A 19,315-nucleotide genomic window follows, 5' to 3' on the forward strand; every position below is an offset into this window, starting at 1 on the left:
TCTACCCCTTCCACCTGCGCAACATCCTAATCCAGTGCGTTTCCGACGGTCTCGTCGAGGCGCGCTGAACCGACGATATCCTTGTTGAGTGGATGCGCAATCTCACCGCCAACACACCAGGCTTGTCATCGACCGTCTCGAAGCCACGCGCGGCCGGATGAACGCCGTCCTGTCCGATAGTCGATGCTCCTTCAAAAGATTTTCGTTTTCCAACGAGATGTCGACCCTTCGGCATGATGGACATGGGGCGAGACGGCCATCATAGTACTGAAAATGAGCGGCGCGCCAAGCCGGCGCGTTGAATTGCATTCCGGTAGACCCGGCGAAGCATCTGGCGCCGATCGAAACGGCTTGCGAGCAAATGAAACGCCCGCAAAAAACGCGGCAAAACAATGCAAAAGAGATCGACAACGCTAACCGATACTCGCGGAAGGAGCTCAATTCCGGACGAAGGCGGATCCTCCGGGAGCTACGAAAGCGTCCGAAAGAGCGTCAGCGCATGAGGAGAGACGGATGCGATCGACCTCTGGTGCAGTTGGACGCCCTGTTACTTTGATGAGCTGTAAGTCGCAGAAGGATAAGGCTAGTGAAAATGAGTTCTTTAAATGCGGCTCTTGTCGCCTTGATGCTTTCCACCTCGATCGCCTCCTCGCAGCAGGCGTCGGACACGGTGGCGCCCGAGAAAGCGACTGCTGTTGCGACTGCCAAACGTGTAGAGTCAAAGAGCTTCATGGTGGCGACGGCCAATCCGCTAGCAACCGAAGCGGGACGTGACGTGATTGCTGGGGGCGGCAACGCCATCGATGCGATGGTGGCGGTGCAGGCCGTACTCGGCCTCGTTGAACCGCAGAGTTCCGGTCTCGGCGGCGGTGCCTTCCTCGTCTATTACCACGCGAAAAGCGGCAAGCTGACAACGTTTGACGGCCGCGAGACGGCGCCGATGGACGCCACGCCAAAGCTCTTCCTGGATAGCAAAGGTCAGCCGCTGAAATTCATGGACGCGGTTATCGGCGGCCGTTCCGTTGGCACGCCGGGGACGGTCCGACTTCTGGAAGAGGTCCACAAACGCTATGGAAAAGCGGAATGGGCAAGCTTGCTCAAGTCGGCGGAAACGCTGGCGACGGAGGGCTTCCAGGTCTCGCCGCGCCTTGCCTCGCTGATCGCGTCCGAGGGCGATCGGTTGAAGAAACATACAGAGGCTCGGTCCTATTTCTTTGATAACACTGGGGCCGCCCTGCAGACTGGTGCCCAGCTGAAGAACCCTGCCTATGCTGCGACGCTTGCGGCGCTTGCCAAAGGCGGCGCTGATGCCTTTTACCAGGGACGGATTGCAGAGGCGATCGTCGAGACCGTGCGCGAGGCGTCCGACAATCCCGGCGTGCTCTCGCTGGCCGATCTTTCCAACTATCGCGTCGTCGAGCGCGAGCCGATCTGCTTCATCTATCGTGATCTTGATGTATGCGTCATGGGACCGCCATCATCGGGCGGCATCGCCATCGGCCAGATGCTCGGCCTGGTGGAGAATTTTGATCTCAAGACCCTGGGGCCGAAGAATGTCGACAGTTGGCGGATTATAGGAGATGCCCAGCGTCTCGCATTCGCTGACCGCGAGCGTTACGTCGCGGACACCGATTTCATGCCGCTACCGATCAAAGGCCTGTTGGACAAGACCTATCTTGGCGAGAGGGCAAAGCTGCTAGACGGCGATAAGGCGATGGCCAAGGATGCGGTCAAGGCCGGCGAGCCGGAATGGGACCACGCGCTACTTTTCGGCCGGGATGCCGCGCTTGAGTTGCCCTCCACAAGCCATTTTGTCATCGTCGACAAGGAAGGCAATGTGGTCTCGATGACGACAACGATCGAAAGCGGCTTCGGCTCGCGTTTGATGACGAACGGATTCCTGCTCAACAACGAATTGACGGACTTCTCCTTCAAGACCCATGACGGCGGTCTGCCGATCGCCAACCGCGTTGAGCCCGGCAAACGGCCCCGCTCATCCATGTCCCCTACCATCGTGATGAAGGATGGCAAGCCGCTACTCGCCATCGGTTCGCCGGGCGGCAGCCAGATCATCGGCTATGTGGCGCAAGCGCTGATCGCCTATATCGACTGGGGCATGCCTGTAGAGGCGATCGTCTCCCAGCCGCATCTCATCAACCGGTTCGGCACCTACGACATTGAGGCTGGCACCAGCGCGGAAAGTCTGGTCGAGCCGCTGAAGGCGCTGGGCTACGAGGTGAAACCGGCTGAGATGAATTCCGGTTTGCAAGCTATCGAGATGACCGCCCGAGGTCTGGCTGGCAGCGCCGATCCGCGACGAGAAGGAGTGGCTGTAGGGGAGTGAGGCACTCACCTACGGAAAAGGGGTGGCGGCAGCAGCCTGCTCGCAACACACGCTGAGGAGGCTACGATTATCTGTGTTCGGGATGTTCCATTTTGGTGAATAAATCGCTGTGTCGAAATAATAGTATCTAAACCGTTGATTCTATGCAGAGACGTGCAGCACCAGCGATTACTCTCAGCTCGTGACGATCAATCGGCAGGGAATGTCAGATCTTGATGAAAATCGAACCTTCGGCCCATCTATTTCTTACGAACTGCGGGGTAAGGGATCGGTGCCTTCACTCAGAATTGCGAGATATCGCTGATAGCTGAACACGCGGCCGCGTTTGCGGCCGGTAACCTCATCAACGATGCCCAAACGCTCCAGATCTGCAAGCGCGGCATTGACCGTTGGCGCGGAGAGACCCGTGATCTGAACAATCTGGTTCGCTGTGTGAAAAGGATTCTGCTGGAAAAGCTCGTAAATACGAAGTGCTGACCCTGCTCTATCGCTCTCCATCGTGATCCGCTCCCGATCTTCCTTAAAAAGATCGACGATCTGGGTCGCAGCCTCAAACGCTCGATTGGCAGTGTCGGCAACGCCGGCCAGGAAAAAGTCCAGCCAAGCTTCCCAATTTCCATGTTCGCGGACCTCCTGCAATAATCGATAATATTCTCTCCGATGGGACTTTAGATAGAGGCTAAGGTAGAGCAGCGGCTTTCGCAAAACCCCGTTCATGCAAAGATATAGGGTTACAAGCAGACGGCCGATACGACCATTGCCATCGAGAAACGGATGGATCGTCTCAAACTGCACATGCAATAGGCCAGCTTTGATTAGCGCCGGTAACCGCGATTGGTCATCATGCATGAAGCGCTCGAACGCATCCAGGCAACCGGCCATTTCAGTGACGGGCGGCGGCACAAAGAGTGCGTTACCCGGCCGCGTCCCACCAATCCAATTTTGCGAGCGGCGGAACTCTCCAGGATCCTTGGTGCCTCCGCGTCCACTCTGCAAGAGCCTGGCGTGCATCTCACGGATCAGACGCAACGACATGGGCAGAGTTTCCAGCCGCTCCAAACCATACATCATGGCGTCAACATAGTTGGAGACTTCACGGATATCATCAACCGGCTGCCCGGCTTGAGCTTCGGTCTCAAACCGCAAGAGATCAGAAAGCGTGGACTGGGTGCCTTCAATCTGCGAGGAAAGAACGGCTTCCTTTCTCACATACATATACAGGAACAGCTCCTGTCTCGGCAGCAGCGTTGTGATACCATCCAGGCGTCCTAGCGCGCGCTCAGCCAAGCTGAGGCGCTCAAGCAACGAAAGCACATCGATCGCCGGCTCGGGCGGCAATGGCGGGGGTACAAACGCCTGCACTGTTTCACTGGCGACGACCGTCTCGACGAAACGACCCAGGCGGTTTTTGGACTGGGAATCAGACATAACCAAATATCAGTCGCGCCCGTTATTTAAGCAAGACGCATTTCATTTAATTAATCGACGGACTTAGATAAGCGCGCTTAATTAACGCGCCGACATTGAACTCCTGAGCTTTGATCGGGACAACATCGGTGCCCAATACGATGAGCGGGCGCCATTAGAAGTGAACCGCCCCGGCTTTGCCGGAGACCCCCACTCGTGAGAAGTGCACCATACGCCTGCATTCGTGTGTTACTAAAAAGGACTCTCACAGTGAATGCGCCTACAGACCCGTATTCAGGATTGGTACCAGTAAGCCTACCCAAAAAAATCGGCAAATCGGAATTCACTTGCGATCAATCGCTTCTGCATCGCATGTAGCGAGGAGATGCAAGACTGCAGCGCTGGCAAATTTCGATGAGGATACATGGGCCGTCAGAACCCATTTGATGGATTGGCCGAATTCCTGGCGATCGCGAAACGGCAAAGCATTCGCAAGGCCGCTCTCGACCTTGAAGTGACCCCGGGAGCCATCAGTCAGGCGCTGCAGAAGCTTGAGCGGCGTCTGGGCACACCACTATTTCACCGAACCACGCGACGTATCTCACTGACGGAGGCTGGTGAAACGCTCTTGGCAGAGATTGCGCCGGCAGCGCAGGTAATTGAGGCCAGCTTGAGTGTAGCCTCTGATGCGTCAAACGAGCCGTCGGGTACTCTGAAGCTGCTTGTGGAACGCCTTGCCGTACCGTTCGTGATCGAGCCGATCCTGCCCGATTTCTGTGCCGCATGGCCCAACGTCAAGGTCGATCTCACTGTCAGCAACAGGCATCATGATTTCGTGGCAGGTGGCTATGATGGCGGAATTCTCATCGGCCCTTATATCGCCCAGGACATGATTGCCGTTAGACTGTCACCACACTTCCATTGGGCGGTCTTCGGCTCGCCAGACTATTTCCGCAAACATGGTCGACCCATGGTGCCCGCAGATCTGGCCAAGCATAACTGCATCCGATTTCGCCGACCCGAAAAGGGCGACATCTATCGTTGGGAGTTTATCGAGCAAGGGCAAAATGTCAGCATCGAGCCCAATGGTCCGGTGACCGTCAACGACGGGGAGCTGATGCAAAGGCTCGCCGCAAGAGGTCAGGGACTGATCTATTCCTCCACCTATCACGCGTCGCAAAGAGTTGCGGCCGGTCAGCTTGAACCGGTGCTGCTCGACTATTCGCCCGGGACAGACGGAATGTTTCTCTATTTTACCAAGGCAGCCCAGTCACAACCTAAACTGCGTGCGTTCATAGACGCCTGCTCCGAGCTAAGACGGTCCTTGACGGATTGAACACGGCGCTGACCTAGCGAGGCGCACAGGCCTGTCCATATTAACTGCGCAATATCCTCCCGCTAGATTGTTTACCCAGGCTATACAACAAGAGCAGCGTAAGCCAGTTTATCCGCGTTAATAAACAAGCCATGTTCCGCTGAACCTCAGGTCTTCAACGGAGCAGGCACATGGCATTCAACCTCCAGATCAATGGACAGCCGCATTCAATCGATGCGGATGGCGATACGCCGCTTCTGTGGGTCATTCGCGACGTGCTCGGTATGACGGGCACGAAGTTTGGGTGTGGGCAAGCGCTTTGCGGTGCCTGTACCGTCCATGTCGATGGGGTTGCGACCCGGTCTTGCGTCACCCCGATCGATAGCCTCTCCGAGAGCCAGATCACGACGATCGAAGCCCTTGAAACGCTTGCGCACGGAAAGGCGCTGCAGGACGCCTGGATAGAACTGGACGTGCCGCAATGCGGCTATTGCCAATCGGGGCAGCTTATGTCGGCAGCCGCACTCCTGTCTGACATTGAACAACCGACTGACGAAGACATCGACAGCGCGATGTCCGGGAACGTCTGTCGATGCGGGACCTATCAGCGCATCCGCGCAGCCATCAAGCTTGCCAGCGCGTGAGAGGAGAACGGACCATGTCGACCAAAATTGCTGGCCCCAGCTTGAACCGACGCAATTTCCTCAAGGCAAGTGCTGCACTCGGCGGCGGTCTCATCGTCAGTCTCGGTTCCATTCCGACCGCAACCCTCGCGGCCACGGATTTCGCACCAAACGCCTTCATCCGGATCGATCGGAGAGGCCAGGTCACACTCGTCATGCCTCAAGTGGAAATGGGTCAGGGGATCTATACCGCTCAGGCAATGCTCATCGCCGAAGAACTGGACGTGAGCCTGGAGGAGGTGAAGATCGAGCACGCCCCCGTCAACGAAGCACTCTACGGGCATCCCATGCTCGGCCGGCAGATGACGGGCGGCTCGACTTCCATCCGTGCGTTCTGGACGCCGTTGCGAACGGCCGGAGCGACAGCCCGGACGCTCCTTATGCAGGCTGCAGCCAAGGAATGGAATGTCGACGTTGCATCGTGCCGTACCGAGCAAGGATTCGTGGTGAACCCGGACGGGCGCACAAGGCGGGCCTATGGTGAACTGGTCGACATGGCCGCTTCGCTTCCGATTCCTCCGACCGAATCCATAACACTTAAGCAGCCCTCCGAGTTCACGCTTTTGGGGACATCCGCGAAACGCCTCGACACCCGCGGAAAGACAAACGGCTCGTTGAAGTATGGCATCGATGCCTCTCCACCGGGGACCAAGATTGCGGCCATCGCGATATCTCCAGTCCTCGGCGGGAAGCCGAAGTCTGTGAACGAGCCGGCAGCCTTGGCAATCAAAGGCGTGCGGCAGGTGGTCATCACGGACGATTCTGTGGCAGTCGTTGCAGACCATACCGGAGCCGCGAAGAAGGGTCTGGAGGCCGCAGCCATCGAATGGGAGAACGGTCCGAACGGTAGCGTGTCACAAGCCGATATCCTCCGGCAACTCGAAGAGCAGTCGCAATCCGCGGGAGGTGTGGCGCGCAGTGAGGGAGACGTGACCGCGGCACTTCAGAGCGCCGCAATCCGGATCGATGCCGTGTACCAATTGCCCTTCCTCTCTCATACGGCCATGGAGCCGATGAACTGTACCGTTCACATAGAGGAGAATGGATGCGAACTCTGGGTCGGAACGCAGAACCTCTCCTCAGCAAAGCAGGCAACTGCCACGGTTACAGGTCTCCCGCCTGGGAACATCATCATCAACAATCACATCGTTGGAGGCGGCTTCGGTCGCCGGCTGGAAGCCGACGGGATTGCTCACGCCGTCAAGGTCGCAATGCAGGTCAAGGGACCAGTCAAAGTGATCTGGAGCCGTGAAGAGGACATCCAGCACGGCTACTACAGACCATATTATTACGACCGGATATCAGGCGGTATCGATACGGATGGCAATCCGATCGCCTGGAGCCACCGCGTTGCCGGATCCTCGATTTTTGCCCGTATTGCACCCGCCGCCATGCAAAACGGTGTTGATCCTGACGGCGTCGAGGGTGCCGCCCATCCCCCTTACAACCTTCCGGCGATGCATGTAGAGTTCAAACAGGTGGAGCCGCAGGGCGTGCTCACGAGCTGGTGGCGCGGCGTCGGGCCGTCACACAATATCTTCGTGGTGGAAAGTTTCATCGACGAACTGGCCGCAGCGGCAAAGTCCGATCCCGTCGAATATCGCAAGCGGCTCCTTACAGAAAATCCGCGCGCGCTCGCCGTCCTGGAGCTCGCGGCGGAAAAGGCTGGCTGGGGTGAGATCCTGCCCCGGGGCCGAGGCCGCGGCGTCGCTGTCCAACTCGCATTCGGAACTTACCTTGCAATGGTCGCCGATGTGTCGGTAGCGGACGACGGAACGGTTCGCGTGACACGCATTGTGACAGCCGTCGACTGCGGCATGACGGTCAATCCGGATACGATCGCGGCCCAGATGGAGGGTGGCGCGCTCTATGGTCTGACGGCGGCACTTTATGGTGCGATCACGTTCAAAGATGGACGTGTCGAGCAAAGCAACTTCGACAACTATCTACCGCTGCGCATCGAAGAAGCGCCTCATGTGGAAACCCATATTGTCCGCAGTGCCGAAGCGCCTGGAGGAATCGGTGAGGCTTCCACCACTGCCGTTTTCCCAGCCGTCACCAATGCAATTTTCGCGGCGACGGGCAAGCGCGTCAGGACGTTGCCAATCAATCCTGAAGAACTGAAAGCAAAATGATGCTGCATGCACTACGTTTGATCCTGTCCATCGCCGCCGTCTGCATTGCGGGTCTGGCTGCAGCGTCAATCGCCGGAAATCCAGTTCGGGGCCAACAGCTCTTCAACCGCTGTTCCGGCTGTCATTCGGTTCAAGGCGAGAACAAGTCTGGACCTCCGCTCAACGGGGTCGTTGGCCGGGAAGCAGCGGTGGTTGAAGGCTACCGCTATTCTCCGGCGCTCATGAACGCTGGTCTAACCTGGACGGAAGATGCCCTCGACAACTATCTGGCAGGTCCGACCAGGGCCGTGCGTGGAACGCGAATGACTGTCAGCGTTTCGAAGGAGCAGGATCGGGCTGACATCATCGCTTATCTCAAGTCGCTTGGTGGCCAGTGAAGCATTCCCTCGATTGTCTCAAACTGCCGACACCCATGAGGGTGTCTGTCGCGGACGACGTTGCCGCACTTCTTGACTTTGCCCTCATTTGTCATGCTCAAACACGGGTGGCTGTTGCGACACTCATTGAAGTTCGTGGCGGTGCTGCCCGTGCGCTGGGCTCGCATGTCGTGGTTGCGGCTGATGGCCGCTACGCTGGCTATCTGTCCGGTGGCTGCGTGGAAGCAGCCGTTGCGTTCGAAGCTCTGCTTGCAATCGAGGCAGGCAAGGACCGAGTGGTCAAGTTTGGCGACGGGTCACCCTTCTTCGATATCATCCTTCCCTGTGGAGGAGGCATCACCGTGGCCATCCATATCCTGCGCGAGCCTGACGAGATCGTCCAAGTGCTCACCTGTCTTGAGCAGCGCCGGACTACCGCATTAAAACTCTCTGTAGAGAAGCAAGCTTTGACGGTTACGGCACCACCGGCAACGACTGGATGGATCGGCCGTTGGTTTCACATCCTCTATCGCCCACGGATCCGGATTGTCATTTCCGGTCAGACGGTGGAGGCACGCAGTGTGGCTAAACTCGCCCGAGGTTGCGGGTATGACGTGGTGTTCATCTCCGGTCAGGACGTCATCGCACACTTGACCGAACTCATCGACCCATACACAGCGGTCCTGCTCCTCCACCACGACATGGACCAGGAGCAACCAGCGCTTCAGGCCGCGCTCGGCTCAAAACCATTTTACATCGGCGCACTCGGAAGCAGTAAAACCCACGAGCGGCGGCTCGAGGCAATGCGGAAGGCAGGCTTCCGCGACGAGGACCTGGCTCACATCAGGGCGCCGATCGGTTTGTTCGGTCCCACACGAGACTCAACCTCCTTGGCTCTGTCGGTACTCGCCGAGGTCGCAGCTACAAGGCTGGCGGTTTTCAAATGACGCATGTTGGTGAAACCGGGACCTTTGACCGGATCGAGCAGCCCGACAATGTCGGCTCGGATAAACAATCCATAGACGGCCGGGATCATCACACAAATTCTGGGCCCAGGCATAGGTGCCCTGAAAATCGGATACCGCCCCAAGGGCGTTCATATTCTTCCGCTCAGGAGGAGGACCTACTGATCACCGAGTCCATTTACGACGTCGTCGGCTTTCGCCAAGGGGGTGCCGAAGACAGTCTTGCAGGACAAGTTCGACTTCTTCGGTTCGATGGCGCGAGCAAAGCGGATTTTTGCGAAACACAAGACGTGATGCCGTGCCGCGATGGGGCATGTCGGAAAGCTCCACCCGAGCACTCGTGGCTGGCACGGATCCTAGCGCGCAAACCTCGTATGCTCGTTGCAATCGCCCTCGCCAACAAAATGGCTCGATCCGTCTGGGCAATGATGACCAAGAACGAAGATTACAAGGATTCCGCTCTGGCTGCAGCGTAAGATGGCTGAGCTGAAGTCAGGACGGATCGTCGGCGTGTGAGGAGGTCAGCGAACGGTAAGGACGAAGATCGGTGTGAGTGGGTCTGGGAATGCATCCGGGTCAGTGAGCCACGAGCTCGTAGAGCTGATTTTGCACCAGGTCCGCGTAGCTCCATACCGGCCAGCGGTCGTACTCGAGCCGCAAAACAGGCCTGATACATGACCGCACCCGATCACACGTTCAAAACTGCTCGAAGAACTGCTTGCATGAACGGGAGCATCCATACATGACCCGCCGGGTCAGCTCTCAGTGGAAATCAACACGTCACTCGTTCAGGCGATCGGCCAAACGCCTCATGAGATCCATTCGTCCGTGAAAAATCGCAACAATGAGGGAGGGCGTATCCTCTTGAGGCAGACAGAAGATGTAGTGATGTTGGCATCGCGCCATCCGCAACGCTGGATATAGCGCACTCATATCCTTGAAGGGTACTTTGCCCACGGCAACGTTCTCCATTCCTCGCTCCAAAGCCGAGACGTTGTGGCGCACCTGGGCGGCACTCCATTGCGCACGTGTGTACCGAATGACCGAACGTAGATCCGATTCAACCTCTGTGGCAAGGATGTAGGCCGTCAAGCGCGTCCCTCGGCAATCTCCTCGTCGAGGATCTCACCTACGGTTTTCGTCGATAGTTTTCCCGCGAGCCCGTCACTGATGCGCGTGTTCATCAACGTCTTTAATTCTTCCCAGGCCCGTTCTCCTTCGATATCACCGGGAAAGAGGCGCTCAAGTGCATACTGCTTGATTGTCTTGCCCTGTAAAGCGGCCAGCGCCTTGAGGCTTTGATGTTGTTGGTCCGTTATGTCGATCGTCAATCGGCTCATCTGACTTGCTCCTAAACTGCAAGCCCACATTAGCACATATGTGGGTTTATTGCCACTGCTGCGATGCTATGTTCCGATGTCGTATGAAGGGTCTTCTATCTCGAGCAAGACGCCGATCACCCCTATCTACCGGTGCTGCGACATTTCCTAGAACCGACACTCTGCAGGTTCGTGCGCAATATCAAATCGAACCTTCAGCTTTGGTGGAGGGAGCATCCAAGCCGCTGGAAAGACCGATGTAGCGTATGACTGAATTATGGAACTAATGGGAGACAGTGATCTAGCAACCCGTCGGCACCGCTGGATCCCTAGAAGATCTCTCAATTTGTCAAAACTTCTGGATCATGGGGAGAAAGTTGCGCCAATCCGTCCAACTCACGGAGGTTCGTGCCACTCAGTCGCATGAAGGCGAACCTGGTCGCCTGCAGTTCTGCAATTTCCCGCCGCAGCTTGCGTCTTCGCTATGAATGCCTAATGTCTCCAGGAACATTAGGGCCTTGACCACGCGGGCTTCTGGGAGACACCGCCTCCTTGATTCCGCCGCACTCCGTTTAGATGTGACAACCCCGGATCCTACCCAGCAAAGGGCATACTCACAGAAAAAACGGGAACCAACAGGGCTGCAATGGAAGCGATTGCGGACAGCGCCAACTTGATCCGACGTATCCTGCGCGTGCGAATCCCGGTCCAGTCATAGGCCATGGCAGACACCTCATTGCCTCATTGACCGGCCATCATGACCGGCTATGTCGCCAATGTCCGACAACCGGCTTGCCTGAAGCTTGCCATATGAGCTCGACCGCATCTAGTGACGGCGTTCATGCCAATGCTCTCATCCGCTCGCGAAGACGATCTTCGTCGCTGCGTCTGGTTTCGTAACGGATCGTCATTCGCAAAGGCCCCTGGCTTTACAAGCCCGACGTTTGCTCATCTGGTGGCGTTCCATCAGATGCGCGACAGCGCTCGCCTACAGCGCTCTCTATTTCTTCACAGATGCCCGGCAGGCCAGCCGAACTTTACCGATCCTTCATAAACCTTCCACCTCCTCGTAAGGTGAAACTTTCTATTCTCCCCTCATGGAGCCGACGGCTCGATTTTAAAGGAGATTTTGAATTGACGCGCATGAACATGAACAATCCGAAACTTAAGACGATCTTGAAGGGCTCGGCGGCAGCTGGTCTTGCGACAGTTATGACGTACATCGGAGCGAATGGCTATGTTGCACAGGCTTTCGCCGAACCGGTGCAAGTGGGAGCCGAAGCAGCGGCGCCGGGATTTTCTGAAGTCGTCACTGCCGTCTCGCCAGCGGTCGTTTCAGTCCGCGTGAAGGGGGATGTGAAACAGGTTTCCGAACATATGCCTGGGTTCGGATCTGGAAACGGGCTGGACGATTTGCCTGAAAACCATCCGCTGCGGCGCTTCTTCGATCAGTTCGGCCCCAGCTTCAGGGGCATGCCCGGCGGAGACAATGACGCGCCACGGCAGGCGCGGCCAATGTCGCAGGGTTCTGGCTTCTTCATTTCTGAAGACGGCTACCTCGTCACCAACAATCACGTCGTAGAGGACGGCACCGAGTTCAGCGTTCTGCTTGACGACGGAACCGAACTCGATGCGAAGCTGATTGGCAAGGACAGCCGAACAGATCTCGCCGTGCTGAAGGTCGATGCCAAGCGGGAGTTCACCTATGTCGAGTTCGCAACCGACAAGAAGGCTCGAGTCGGTGATTGGGTGGTGGCCGTTGGCAATCCTTTTGGTCTCGGCGGGTCAGTCACAGCCGGCATCGTGTCAGCCCTGGGTCGCGACATCGGGAATGGTCCCTACGACGACTACATCCAGATCGACGCGGCGGTAAACCGAGGTAACTCCGGTGGCCCAGCATTCAACCTCAGTGGTGAAGTTGTCGGCATCAACACCGCGATCTTCTCACCGTCCGGGGGCAATGTCGGCATAGCCTTCGCGATCCCCTCCTACGTGGCGCAGGACGTAGTTCAGGACCTGATCGATGACGGCCATGTGCAACGCGGCTGGCTAGGAGTTCAGATTCAGCCGGTGGATGCAGAAGTCGCTGAGTCGCTCGGGCTCGAAAAGGATCAAGGAGCCCTTGTCGTCGAACCACAAGAGGGATCCCCCGGCGCCGAAGCTGGTCTCAAGGCAGGCGATGTAATCACCGCTTTTGACGGGAAGCCAGTCAAGAGCGCCCGCGATCTCTCCGTCAAGGTTGCGTCAGCAGGTCCCTCGACCGAAGTCGCTCTGTCCGTCTGGCGTGAGGGCGAGACCAGGTCGATTGAGGTGACCTTGGGCGATCTGGCCAATGCGGGCGGTGCGAATGAGCCAGAAACAGCTCCCGCCCCGACGAAACAGGAATCGCTCCCCAGTCTTGGCCTGACCCTCGCGCCATCCCAGGATGGAGACGGTTTGCTGATTGCGAAAGTCGACCCTGACTCTGAGGCCGCGGCACGCGGCATCTCTGAGGGAGAACGCATCGCGTCAATCAATAACACTGAAGTCACGAATGTGACACGGGCCAAGGAAATTCTGGCAGATGCCCGCAAATCGGACCGAGATCACGCACTCTTCCAGATCGATGGTGAGCGAGGCAGCCGCTTCGTCGCACTTCCCATAGAACAAGGCTAACGGTGATCAAAATTGAGAAGATTGGCTCGGGAGTTTCCCGAGCCTTTCGCATTCCTGCGTGAGGATCGAGCTCGCTATCTGAAGACCTCGCCGGGATAGACACCCCAAAGTCCTACCTGTTCAACATATCCCCCTAGCTTGGGACCATCGATTACGATGCTGCACCAGTTTCCATTGCAGCTCCTAACGCTGACGAACACGCCGGGCTGGAGGTTTGCGACGACATCCGACTGATCGGTGGCTGCGCTCCTCAGAGCAGTCAAACCCTTGCCCCATGGACTGACAATGGCGGTTCTGCGCCCGGATAGAAGCGCATGATACATCCACCCTTCAGCGCTCGTCCAATCCCGAACCTTCCGCCAGTTGCCGTACTCGGCGGTGATTTCAAGTGGAATGTCAGGCGCCATGTACTCCCATTTTATTGGGTAATGAACCCCCGGACCGGCTCGAAGGCGCGCCCTGTTGGCTTTGAGAGACACGAAGCGAGGAACGGTCAATCCTGTAACATGGCCAACACGTCCAGCCTGAGCCTGGGCTTGCATCAGTGGCACACCTTGAAGGAATGCCGCCAGTGAGACAGACAAAATGATGCAGCCATACTTATGACGCCTGGTGGACCTTAGAACTGATGCCATTTGACGACGAATACTTCCTCTACGCTGGTCACGCATGCTGTCTGACCAAACTGACTACGTCTGCGCCTCGATGGAAGGACGCACCGCATAGCAGTCAATATGTGCGTCCCTCAGCGCAGCACATGCGTTGCGCGCTTCCTCCTTTGATTCAAAACCGCTGAACCGAGCGCGGTGGTAAACAGTGCCATCAATTTCGAAGGGCTGAACGAACGCCGCCTTTCTGCCGATCAGCTCTGCTGCACCGCTCCTGATGCGAGCCAGGATTTCTCGCGCCTGTCTCGCACTCGGCATAGACGCGACCTGTATTATCCACTGGCTCTCGACTGAACCGGTTGACAGGCGGTCAATCCCAGGCTTCTTCCCTTCGTTGGCAGAGGCGGGACCAGAGGATGTGAGCTCGACCCTGGTTGCTCCAACCAACGGCTTATCGCTGTTGGCGGCAAGCACGCGATTTGGACGTGGCTCTGGCACCGGTGCATCGCCCAAGGTCTTTAATCTTCCGGCAACCAGCAGGTCAGAACCGGGTTTTGAGATTTCAAACTGGTCCGGTCCCGTGGACGCTTTCTGCAAAAAACGGTCAATCAGGTTCATCATATGGGCGTTTCTGCTGCGTCCGCTTCGTCCACCCATAACGACTGCTACGATGCTGCGCCCTTCGCTTTCCAACGAGGTCACGAGATTAAAGCCCGACGCTCGGATGAAGCCCGTCTTGATACCGTCGACGCCTTTCACCTTCCCAAGAAGTCGATTGTGGTTCCGGTAAGTCCGACCATTGTAAGTAAAAGAGCGGGTTCGGAAATAATCATAGTACTCCGGAAAATGATCTCTAAGCGCCATACCCAGCCGTGCCATATCGCGCGCTGTGGTACGTTGCCTCGAATTGGGTAGCCCATGAGCGTTCTTGAAGGTGGTTGATTTCATTCCAAGGCTGCGCGCAGTCGACGTCATCTTGGCAGCGAACGCGGCTTCCGACCCCTCAAGGAACTCACCCAAAACAGTTGCAGCGTCGTTCGCCGAACGGGTCACCAGACCCAGAATTGCCTGCTCCACCGTGATCCTTTGGCCGGCTCTTAATCCGAGTTTGGTGGCCACCTCTGCGGCCGCATTGTGTGAGACGGGCATGCGTGTCCGCTTGGAAATCTGACCGCGCTGGAGCGCATCGAACGTCAGATACAATGTCATCATTTTGGTCAACGAAGCGGGGAACCGTGGCGCATCAGCCTGGTCGGCATAGAGCGTTCTGCCCGTCTTTGCGTCAATCACTATCCCGGCATATTTGACGTTGGCATGCGAATGAACTGGTGTCAGGCCTGTGCTGATGACGCCTGCCATCGCGAGAAACAAGCCGCGACGGGCAACACCACGCCACCGACTCAGGATTTCCGCTATCATGTCGTGCCTCCTGTTTTGAGATCCAAAGCCGCATCTGTGCGGCGTGTCTACGGCCAGGAAGCTATGCGTCGCTGAGTTACGAAATGGTTTACGAATTGTGAATTTTCCGGATCCGCTTGCTTGTACCAAAATGCGGAAATGGCGCCTTGAATCACGTCGCTTCCAGATGCAACGGAGGAGATACTCGTTCATGCCTTCACATCGTCAAACATATCCCCGGTCAAAATTCGCGCGAGAATTGACGAGCTCCGGAGTTCAATCGGTGTGAACGGCGCCACTCAAGGGCGTGTGTGCATCGCTTGTGGTTCTCCCGGGAAAGACAAGCCGCTTCTCTGGATCAGGAAAAAAACGTGGGCCGACTAGCCGGATCCGCCGACCTCGAAGGTCTGTTATAAAGCGATGCTCACGCGTGGACACATGCGGGTCACTTGGTCTCTTCACGTTGATGGATTTTGTCCCGAGGCTCGGGGTTTGGCCCCGGGCGGGGGCATCGATGGCCGCCATTGCAACCACAAAGGGGATCAAGATTCGATAATCGATCATCATGCTCTGGGCTGCCCCATGTTGTGCAAATTGATGTCTAACCGCTCGACCGTAACTTCATACCGGCCGCGTTTAAAGGGTTCTTGATTGGTTACTACACACTGAAATTTGCAGCCGTGATCAGATCAGACCGTGCGGGTCGACGAGTAAGTCCCGGGATCGTTTGATAGTCCACGAACCATGATCGGCGCACCTGACGGAACTCGATTATAGAGGTCGATGATATCCTGGTTCATCATGCGGACACAGCCCGAGGAAACAGATTTACCGATCGTCCACCACTCGGGGGAACCGTGGACGCGGTAAAGGGTATCGCGCCCACCACGGAAGATATATAGCGCCCTTGCCCCGAGCGGATTTTTCAGCCCCGGCGGCATACCTCCATTGCTTGCGCTGTAAGGTTCAAGTTCAGGCTGCCGCATGATCATCTCCTGGGGAGGCGTCCATGTTGGCCATTCGCGCTTATACTGGATCACGCCGTCGCCTGCCCATTCGAAACCGGCGCGCCCTAATCCGACACCGTATCGAATGGCTTTGCCGCCCTCATATACCAGGTAAAGAAAATGTTGGTTGGTGTCGACGACAAGCGTTCCTGGTCGCTCGCCGGTTGGATCGTCAACCAACTGGCGGAGGTATCTGGAGTCAATTCGCTGATAGGGTATCGCAGGCAGCGGAAATGCCTCATCAGGGACAGCTGCGTACATAGTGTCATAGATATTTGGCGGCCTCACCGGCACCGTGGCTCGGCGTGAGGTTGAAACGGTGGTTGAGCAGCCAGTTGCAGCACTCGCGGCAATCACCGCCCCCCCGAGGACGACGAATCTTCTCTTTAGAACTGTTTCAGACAAAGCTTCCATCCTTCCGTGACGCCCCGGATGCCAGATTGGCGCCACAAAAGAAACACTGTGAGGTTCACGTAAACGTCATCGCGCTCCTGGAAGCAGAAGCGTTGAACAAGGCAGCGGAATGAGTTCAGGACAGGTCTTTCTCGTCGATGACGAGGAGGAGTCGCGCTTCGCCACCAGTCAGGCACACTAACTGCATGGCCTGCAAAAAAAGGCCATACGAGGCTGCATATCGACTTTGTCGAAGCCGTTTGCCAGCCTAGCCTTGCCAACGTTGTCCGCCACGCGCTGGATCGGCGGTCGCTCGCGCCCGAGAACCCGCGTCTAAAGCGGTCGCCGGCAAGCGCGATGATATCGAGTCACGGTTTATCGGACGAACGCCTGTAATGGTCGACCTGCACTATTGGGTTACATGGGCCGTCAGTCCGGCAGTCTGTCTAGGCTATGACGCGGCGCTTATCCCAGAATCTGCGCCAGCTTGATCACTCCACTCAGCGGAGTACCGGCTTTAAAGGCTATATTCGCGACAAGCGACATAGCGGCATAGGCCTTCCATATTCCACCCCACTTAGTCAGGGCATAGATGGCGCAAAAGGCATGGACGCTCCAAGCGTAGAAGCTTACCACATCCAGAGCTTCGCCTCCACCTTCGCTATAGGCGCTGACAACATTAGACAAACCAAGAACGCCGACGAACGCCCAGTGGCGAAATCGTGCTTTTGCGAAAGAGGCGGCCATCGATCTCCTCCTGTTGTTGCGTCGCGCTCGTGATGTATGGGCCCCGAAGGGGGCGTTCAAGAGCGCCTTCGGAGGTTGTGGGAGGATCGTTGGCTGATGAGCAGGACTGTGAAAACCATCTAGTCCTCGAGGCGCCATTGACGCGTAGGTAGGGGCTCGTAATCGAGTTCCGCTTCACTGTTCTGACAGGCGGGGAACTGACGTTCGTTGCGTCGAGGACGAATGACCGCAATAGGTCGTTGTATTAGCGGGGGCTTCGTGGGGTGTTATATAAGTCCAGGAAAGCGGGCACATGCTCAATGAACCACGCTGGTCGAGCAAGCCTCTCACTGAATTTTGATGCCTAAGTAAGGTACTTTCTGGGCAGTCTCCGTCCTTTCGGTTATCATGTACCCGCCAGTACAATGCTCGTTGGCGCTGCATACCGGTCGTTGGTTCGGATGATTTTTGGCGAACCCGAATGATGATGTCGCCCTGCCGGCAACAGTGGACGATTGAGCCACTGCAAACGGAGAAATATCGAAATGATCAAATCAGTCTCGTGTTGGGTCGCATTGGCTGCGGCTTTGTTGCTGACGAGCGCACCAAATGCAACACTTGCCCAAGTTGCGCAGAGCGAACAGCCCTCGGAGGCTCTGCTCACGATCTCAGGTCAGGTCGTAGATGCATATGAAGATTACTACGTCATAAGGTCGGATGGTGGGCGGGTGAACATCCGGTTTAACGGATGGCCCGAAAGTCTCCCGGGCAAACGTCCGGTGCTGGGGATCGGGGATAACATCAGAGCGGTCGGCTCGGTTGGTCCGAATGCGCTAAACGCCGATGGTACTATGGATGTCGTAGCCGTGTACGTAGAGGATCGAAACGCCTACTTCGCTCTCAGCGGCTCTGCAGTCAGCTCATCAGAGATCGGCGCTTTGACATTCCCGCCGCACCTAGGGTTTGGCCCCATCGATGGTCGGGTCAGTCTAACTGGTGTAATCGTCGAAATTGATAAGGGCGTGCTGGTTGTGGGAGCAGGCGGCGTTCGGATGACAGTCGAGACATCGTCGCTCAATTATAACCCCTTCGACACCATCGGCAGTCAGCGCCTGAAGCTCGGTGACAGTGTTACCGTCGGCGGTGTGTTGAAACCGAATGCGGCAGACGAGCCCAGCATTAAGGCAGATAGCATCACCAGCATCTTCATAGTCAGTGCAGCGATATAAGCCGGTTCGTAAGGTCGGAGGCAGTTTGAAAAAATTGCCTTGCCGACGTCTTACGCCTTAATAGGATCTCGATCGCCGACCTACATTTCGAGGTACTCGACTGCGTTTTCCTGCCGAGTTCGCAATGACAATTTCGAGGCACCCTGTGCGCCTTTCCTCAGGCGCCCCATGGATCCACCAGAATAACGCCGGTTCCCTGGAAGGCTTTAATGTTGTGTGTAACGACTACTAGCCCGTGCACGACTGCCGTAGCCGCAATGAGTGCATCAGCTTCATTTCGGCGATCCGGAATATGCAGGTGGGCACATCGCGTCGCAATTGCTTCATCGATAGCGATGATACGTTGAGAGAACGCCGGGCGAACTCGGCTGTCCATCCAGGTTCGCAGGCGAGCGCCCTGCTCAATGTCACGTCGCTGGATGTTGAGTATCCCGAACTCAAGCTCCAGAATTGTTATGGCAGAAATATACAGATCGCGGGAATCCTGCCCCGCTTAACCAAGCCGTCACTTTCAGATCAGCTTTACCGTCACCAACCTTACGAAGCTCTGAGACAACATTCGTATCGAGCAGATATTTCAAGACAGATCAACTTCGCGAGTTGCAATGACCGATCGAGACGGATCGAAATCGATATTCGACAATCCAGGCATTGAAAGCGCATCCACCATATTGTGACGTTCACCTGTCAGACGCTCAAACGTAAGCGCTGTTGTCTCCTCACCTTGACCTCCTTAATGAACTTGTTCTCCGCCGACAACTGAGCGCGCAGGTCG

The 19,315-nt window shown here is 56.7% G+C and carries 15 protein-coding genes and 4 pseudogenes; 10 read left to right on the forward strand and 9 right to left on the reverse strand.

What is annotated here, in order from left to right:
- Positions 1-592 precede the first annotated feature (592 nt).
- Positions 593-2,344 carry a gamma-glutamyltransferase gene (gene ggt, locus E9677_RS17930; protein ID WP_168801262.1) on the forward strand — a complete coding sequence of 584 codons (1,752 nt, stop codon included), beginning with the start codon at positions 593-595 and terminating at the stop codon, positions 2,342-2,344.
- Positions 2,345-2,590: 246 nt separating this feature from the next.
- Here ggt and E9677_RS17935 read toward each other — a convergent pair whose 3' ends face one another.
- Positions 2,591-3,772 (reverse strand): Fic family protein, encoded by a 1,182-nt coding sequence (locus E9677_RS17935; RefSeq protein ID WP_136559407.1) that lies wholly within the window; start codon positions 3,770-3,772, stop codon positions 2,591-2,593.
- A 403-nt stretch (positions 3,773-4,175) separates the two neighbouring features.
- Here E9677_RS17935 and E9677_RS17940 point away from each other — a divergent pair, with 403 nt between their 5' ends.
- The 6 genes and pseudogenes from E9677_RS17940 to E9677_RS17965 all read left to right on the forward strand — a co-directional run.
- A complete protein-coding gene (locus E9677_RS17940) occupies positions 4,176-5,087 on the forward strand; it encodes a LysR family transcriptional regulator (protein WP_136559408.1) in 912 nt (303 codons plus the stop codon).
- A gap of 170 nt (positions 5,088-5,257) precedes the next feature.
- Positions 5,258-5,710 (forward strand): (2Fe-2S)-binding protein, encoded by a 453-nt coding sequence (locus tag E9677_RS17945; protein WP_136559409.1) that lies wholly within the window; start codon positions 5,258-5,260, stop codon positions 5,708-5,710.
- Positions 5,711-5,724: 14 nt separating this feature from the next.
- A complete protein-coding gene (locus E9677_RS17950; RefSeq protein WP_136559410.1) occupies positions 5,725-7,884 on the forward strand; it encodes a xanthine dehydrogenase family protein molybdopterin-binding subunit in 2,160 nt (719 codons plus the stop codon).
- Positions 7,881-8,261 carry a c-type cytochrome gene (locus E9677_RS17955; RefSeq protein ID WP_205910165.1) on the forward strand — a complete coding sequence of 127 codons (381 nt, stop codon included), beginning with the start codon at positions 7,881-7,883 and terminating at the stop codon, positions 8,259-8,261. Before E9677_RS17950 ends, E9677_RS17955 begins: the two co-directional genes overlap by 4 nt.
- Positions 8,258-9,187 carry an XdhC family protein gene (locus E9677_RS17960; RefSeq protein ID WP_235883023.1) on the forward strand — a complete coding sequence of 310 codons (930 nt, stop codon included), beginning with the start codon at positions 8,258-8,260 and terminating at the stop codon, positions 9,185-9,187. The genes E9677_RS17955 and E9677_RS17960 overlap by 4 nt, the downstream gene beginning before the upstream one ends.
- 335 nt (positions 9,188-9,522) lie before the next feature.
- Positions 9,523-9,681: pseudogene (locus E9677_RS17965) on the forward strand (IS110 family transposase); the annotation flags it as partial.
- Between the two features lie 304 nt (positions 9,682-9,985).
- On the opposite strand, the gene E9677_RS17970 reads toward E9677_RS17965, so the two are convergent.
- From E9677_RS17970 to E9677_RS17980, 3 genes and pseudogenes are all read right to left on the reverse strand, one after another.
- Positions 9,986-10,297: a type II toxin-antitoxin system RelE/ParE family toxin gene (locus E9677_RS17970; protein WP_136559412.1), complete on the reverse strand. Its 312-nt coding sequence runs from the start codon at positions 10,295-10,297 to the stop codon at positions 9,986-9,988.
- Positions 10,294-10,545, reverse strand: a complete 252-nt coding sequence (locus tag E9677_RS17975) for an antitoxin (protein ID WP_136559413.1) — start codon at positions 10,543-10,545, stop codon at positions 10,294-10,296. Before E9677_RS17975 ends, E9677_RS17970 begins: the two co-directional genes overlap by 4 nt.
- 821 nt (positions 10,546-11,366) lie before the next feature.
- Positions 11,367-11,509: pseudogene (locus E9677_RS17980) on the reverse strand (IS3 family transposase); the annotation flags it as partial.
- A 149-nt stretch (positions 11,510-11,658) separates the two neighbouring features.
- Between E9677_RS17980 and E9677_RS17985 the strand changes: the two are divergent.
- Positions 11,659-13,179: a Do family serine endopeptidase gene (locus E9677_RS17985; protein WP_408014744.1), complete on the forward strand. Its 1,521-nt coding sequence runs from the start codon at positions 11,659-11,661 to the stop codon at positions 13,177-13,179.
- A gap of 74 nt (positions 13,180-13,253) precedes the next feature.
- Here the strand turns inward: E9677_RS17985 and E9677_RS25920 are convergent, their stop codons facing one another.
- From E9677_RS25920 to E9677_RS18005, 3 genes are all read right to left on the reverse strand, one after another.
- Positions 13,254-13,850 carry an SH3 domain-containing protein gene (locus E9677_RS25920; protein WP_136559414.1) on the reverse strand — a complete coding sequence of 199 codons (597 nt, stop codon included), beginning with the start codon at positions 13,848-13,850 and terminating at the stop codon, positions 13,254-13,256.
- An 18-nt stretch (positions 13,851-13,868) separates the two neighbouring features.
- Positions 13,869-15,206, reverse strand: a complete 1,338-nt coding sequence (locus tag E9677_RS17995) for a D-alanyl-D-alanine carboxypeptidase (protein WP_136559415.1) — start codon at positions 15,204-15,206, stop codon at positions 13,869-13,871.
- Between the two features lie 668 nt (positions 15,207-15,874).
- Positions 15,875-16,597 carry a L,D-transpeptidase gene (locus tag E9677_RS18005; protein WP_235883024.1) on the reverse strand — a complete coding sequence of 241 codons (723 nt, stop codon included), beginning with the start codon at positions 16,595-16,597 and terminating at the stop codon, positions 15,875-15,877.
- 231 nt (positions 16,598-16,828) lie between these two features.
- On the opposite strand from E9677_RS18005, the pseudogene E9677_RS25625 reads away from it, so the two are divergent.
- A pseudogene (locus E9677_RS25625) lies at positions 16,829-16,998 on the forward strand (sigma-54-dependent Fis family transcriptional regulator); the annotation flags it as partial.
- Between the two features lie 52 nt (positions 16,999-17,050).
- Here the strand turns inward: E9677_RS25625 and E9677_RS18015 are convergent.
- Positions 17,051-17,332 carry a hypothetical protein gene (locus tag E9677_RS18015; protein ID WP_136559418.1) on the reverse strand — a complete coding sequence of 94 codons (282 nt, stop codon included), beginning with the start codon at positions 17,330-17,332 and terminating at the stop codon, positions 17,051-17,053.
- 524 nt (positions 17,333-17,856) lie between these two features.
- Between E9677_RS18015 and E9677_RS18020 the strand changes: the two genes are divergently transcribed.
- Positions 17,857-18,540 (forward strand): hypothetical protein, encoded by a 684-nt coding sequence (locus E9677_RS18020; protein WP_136559419.1) that lies wholly within the window; start codon positions 17,857-17,859, stop codon positions 18,538-18,540.
- 157 nt (positions 18,541-18,697) lie between these two features.
- Here E9677_RS18020 and E9677_RS18025 read toward each other — a convergent pair.
- Positions 18,698-19,121 (reverse strand): annotated as a pseudogene (locus E9677_RS18025) (PIN domain-containing protein).
- Positions 19,122-19,315 lie beyond the last annotated feature (194 nt).

The sequence above is a fragment of the Peteryoungia rhizophila genome (assembly GCF_004912145.1).
GTDB classification, from domain to species: domain Bacteria; phylum Pseudomonadota; class Alphaproteobacteria; order Rhizobiales; family Rhizobiaceae; genus Allorhizobium; species Allorhizobium rhizophilum.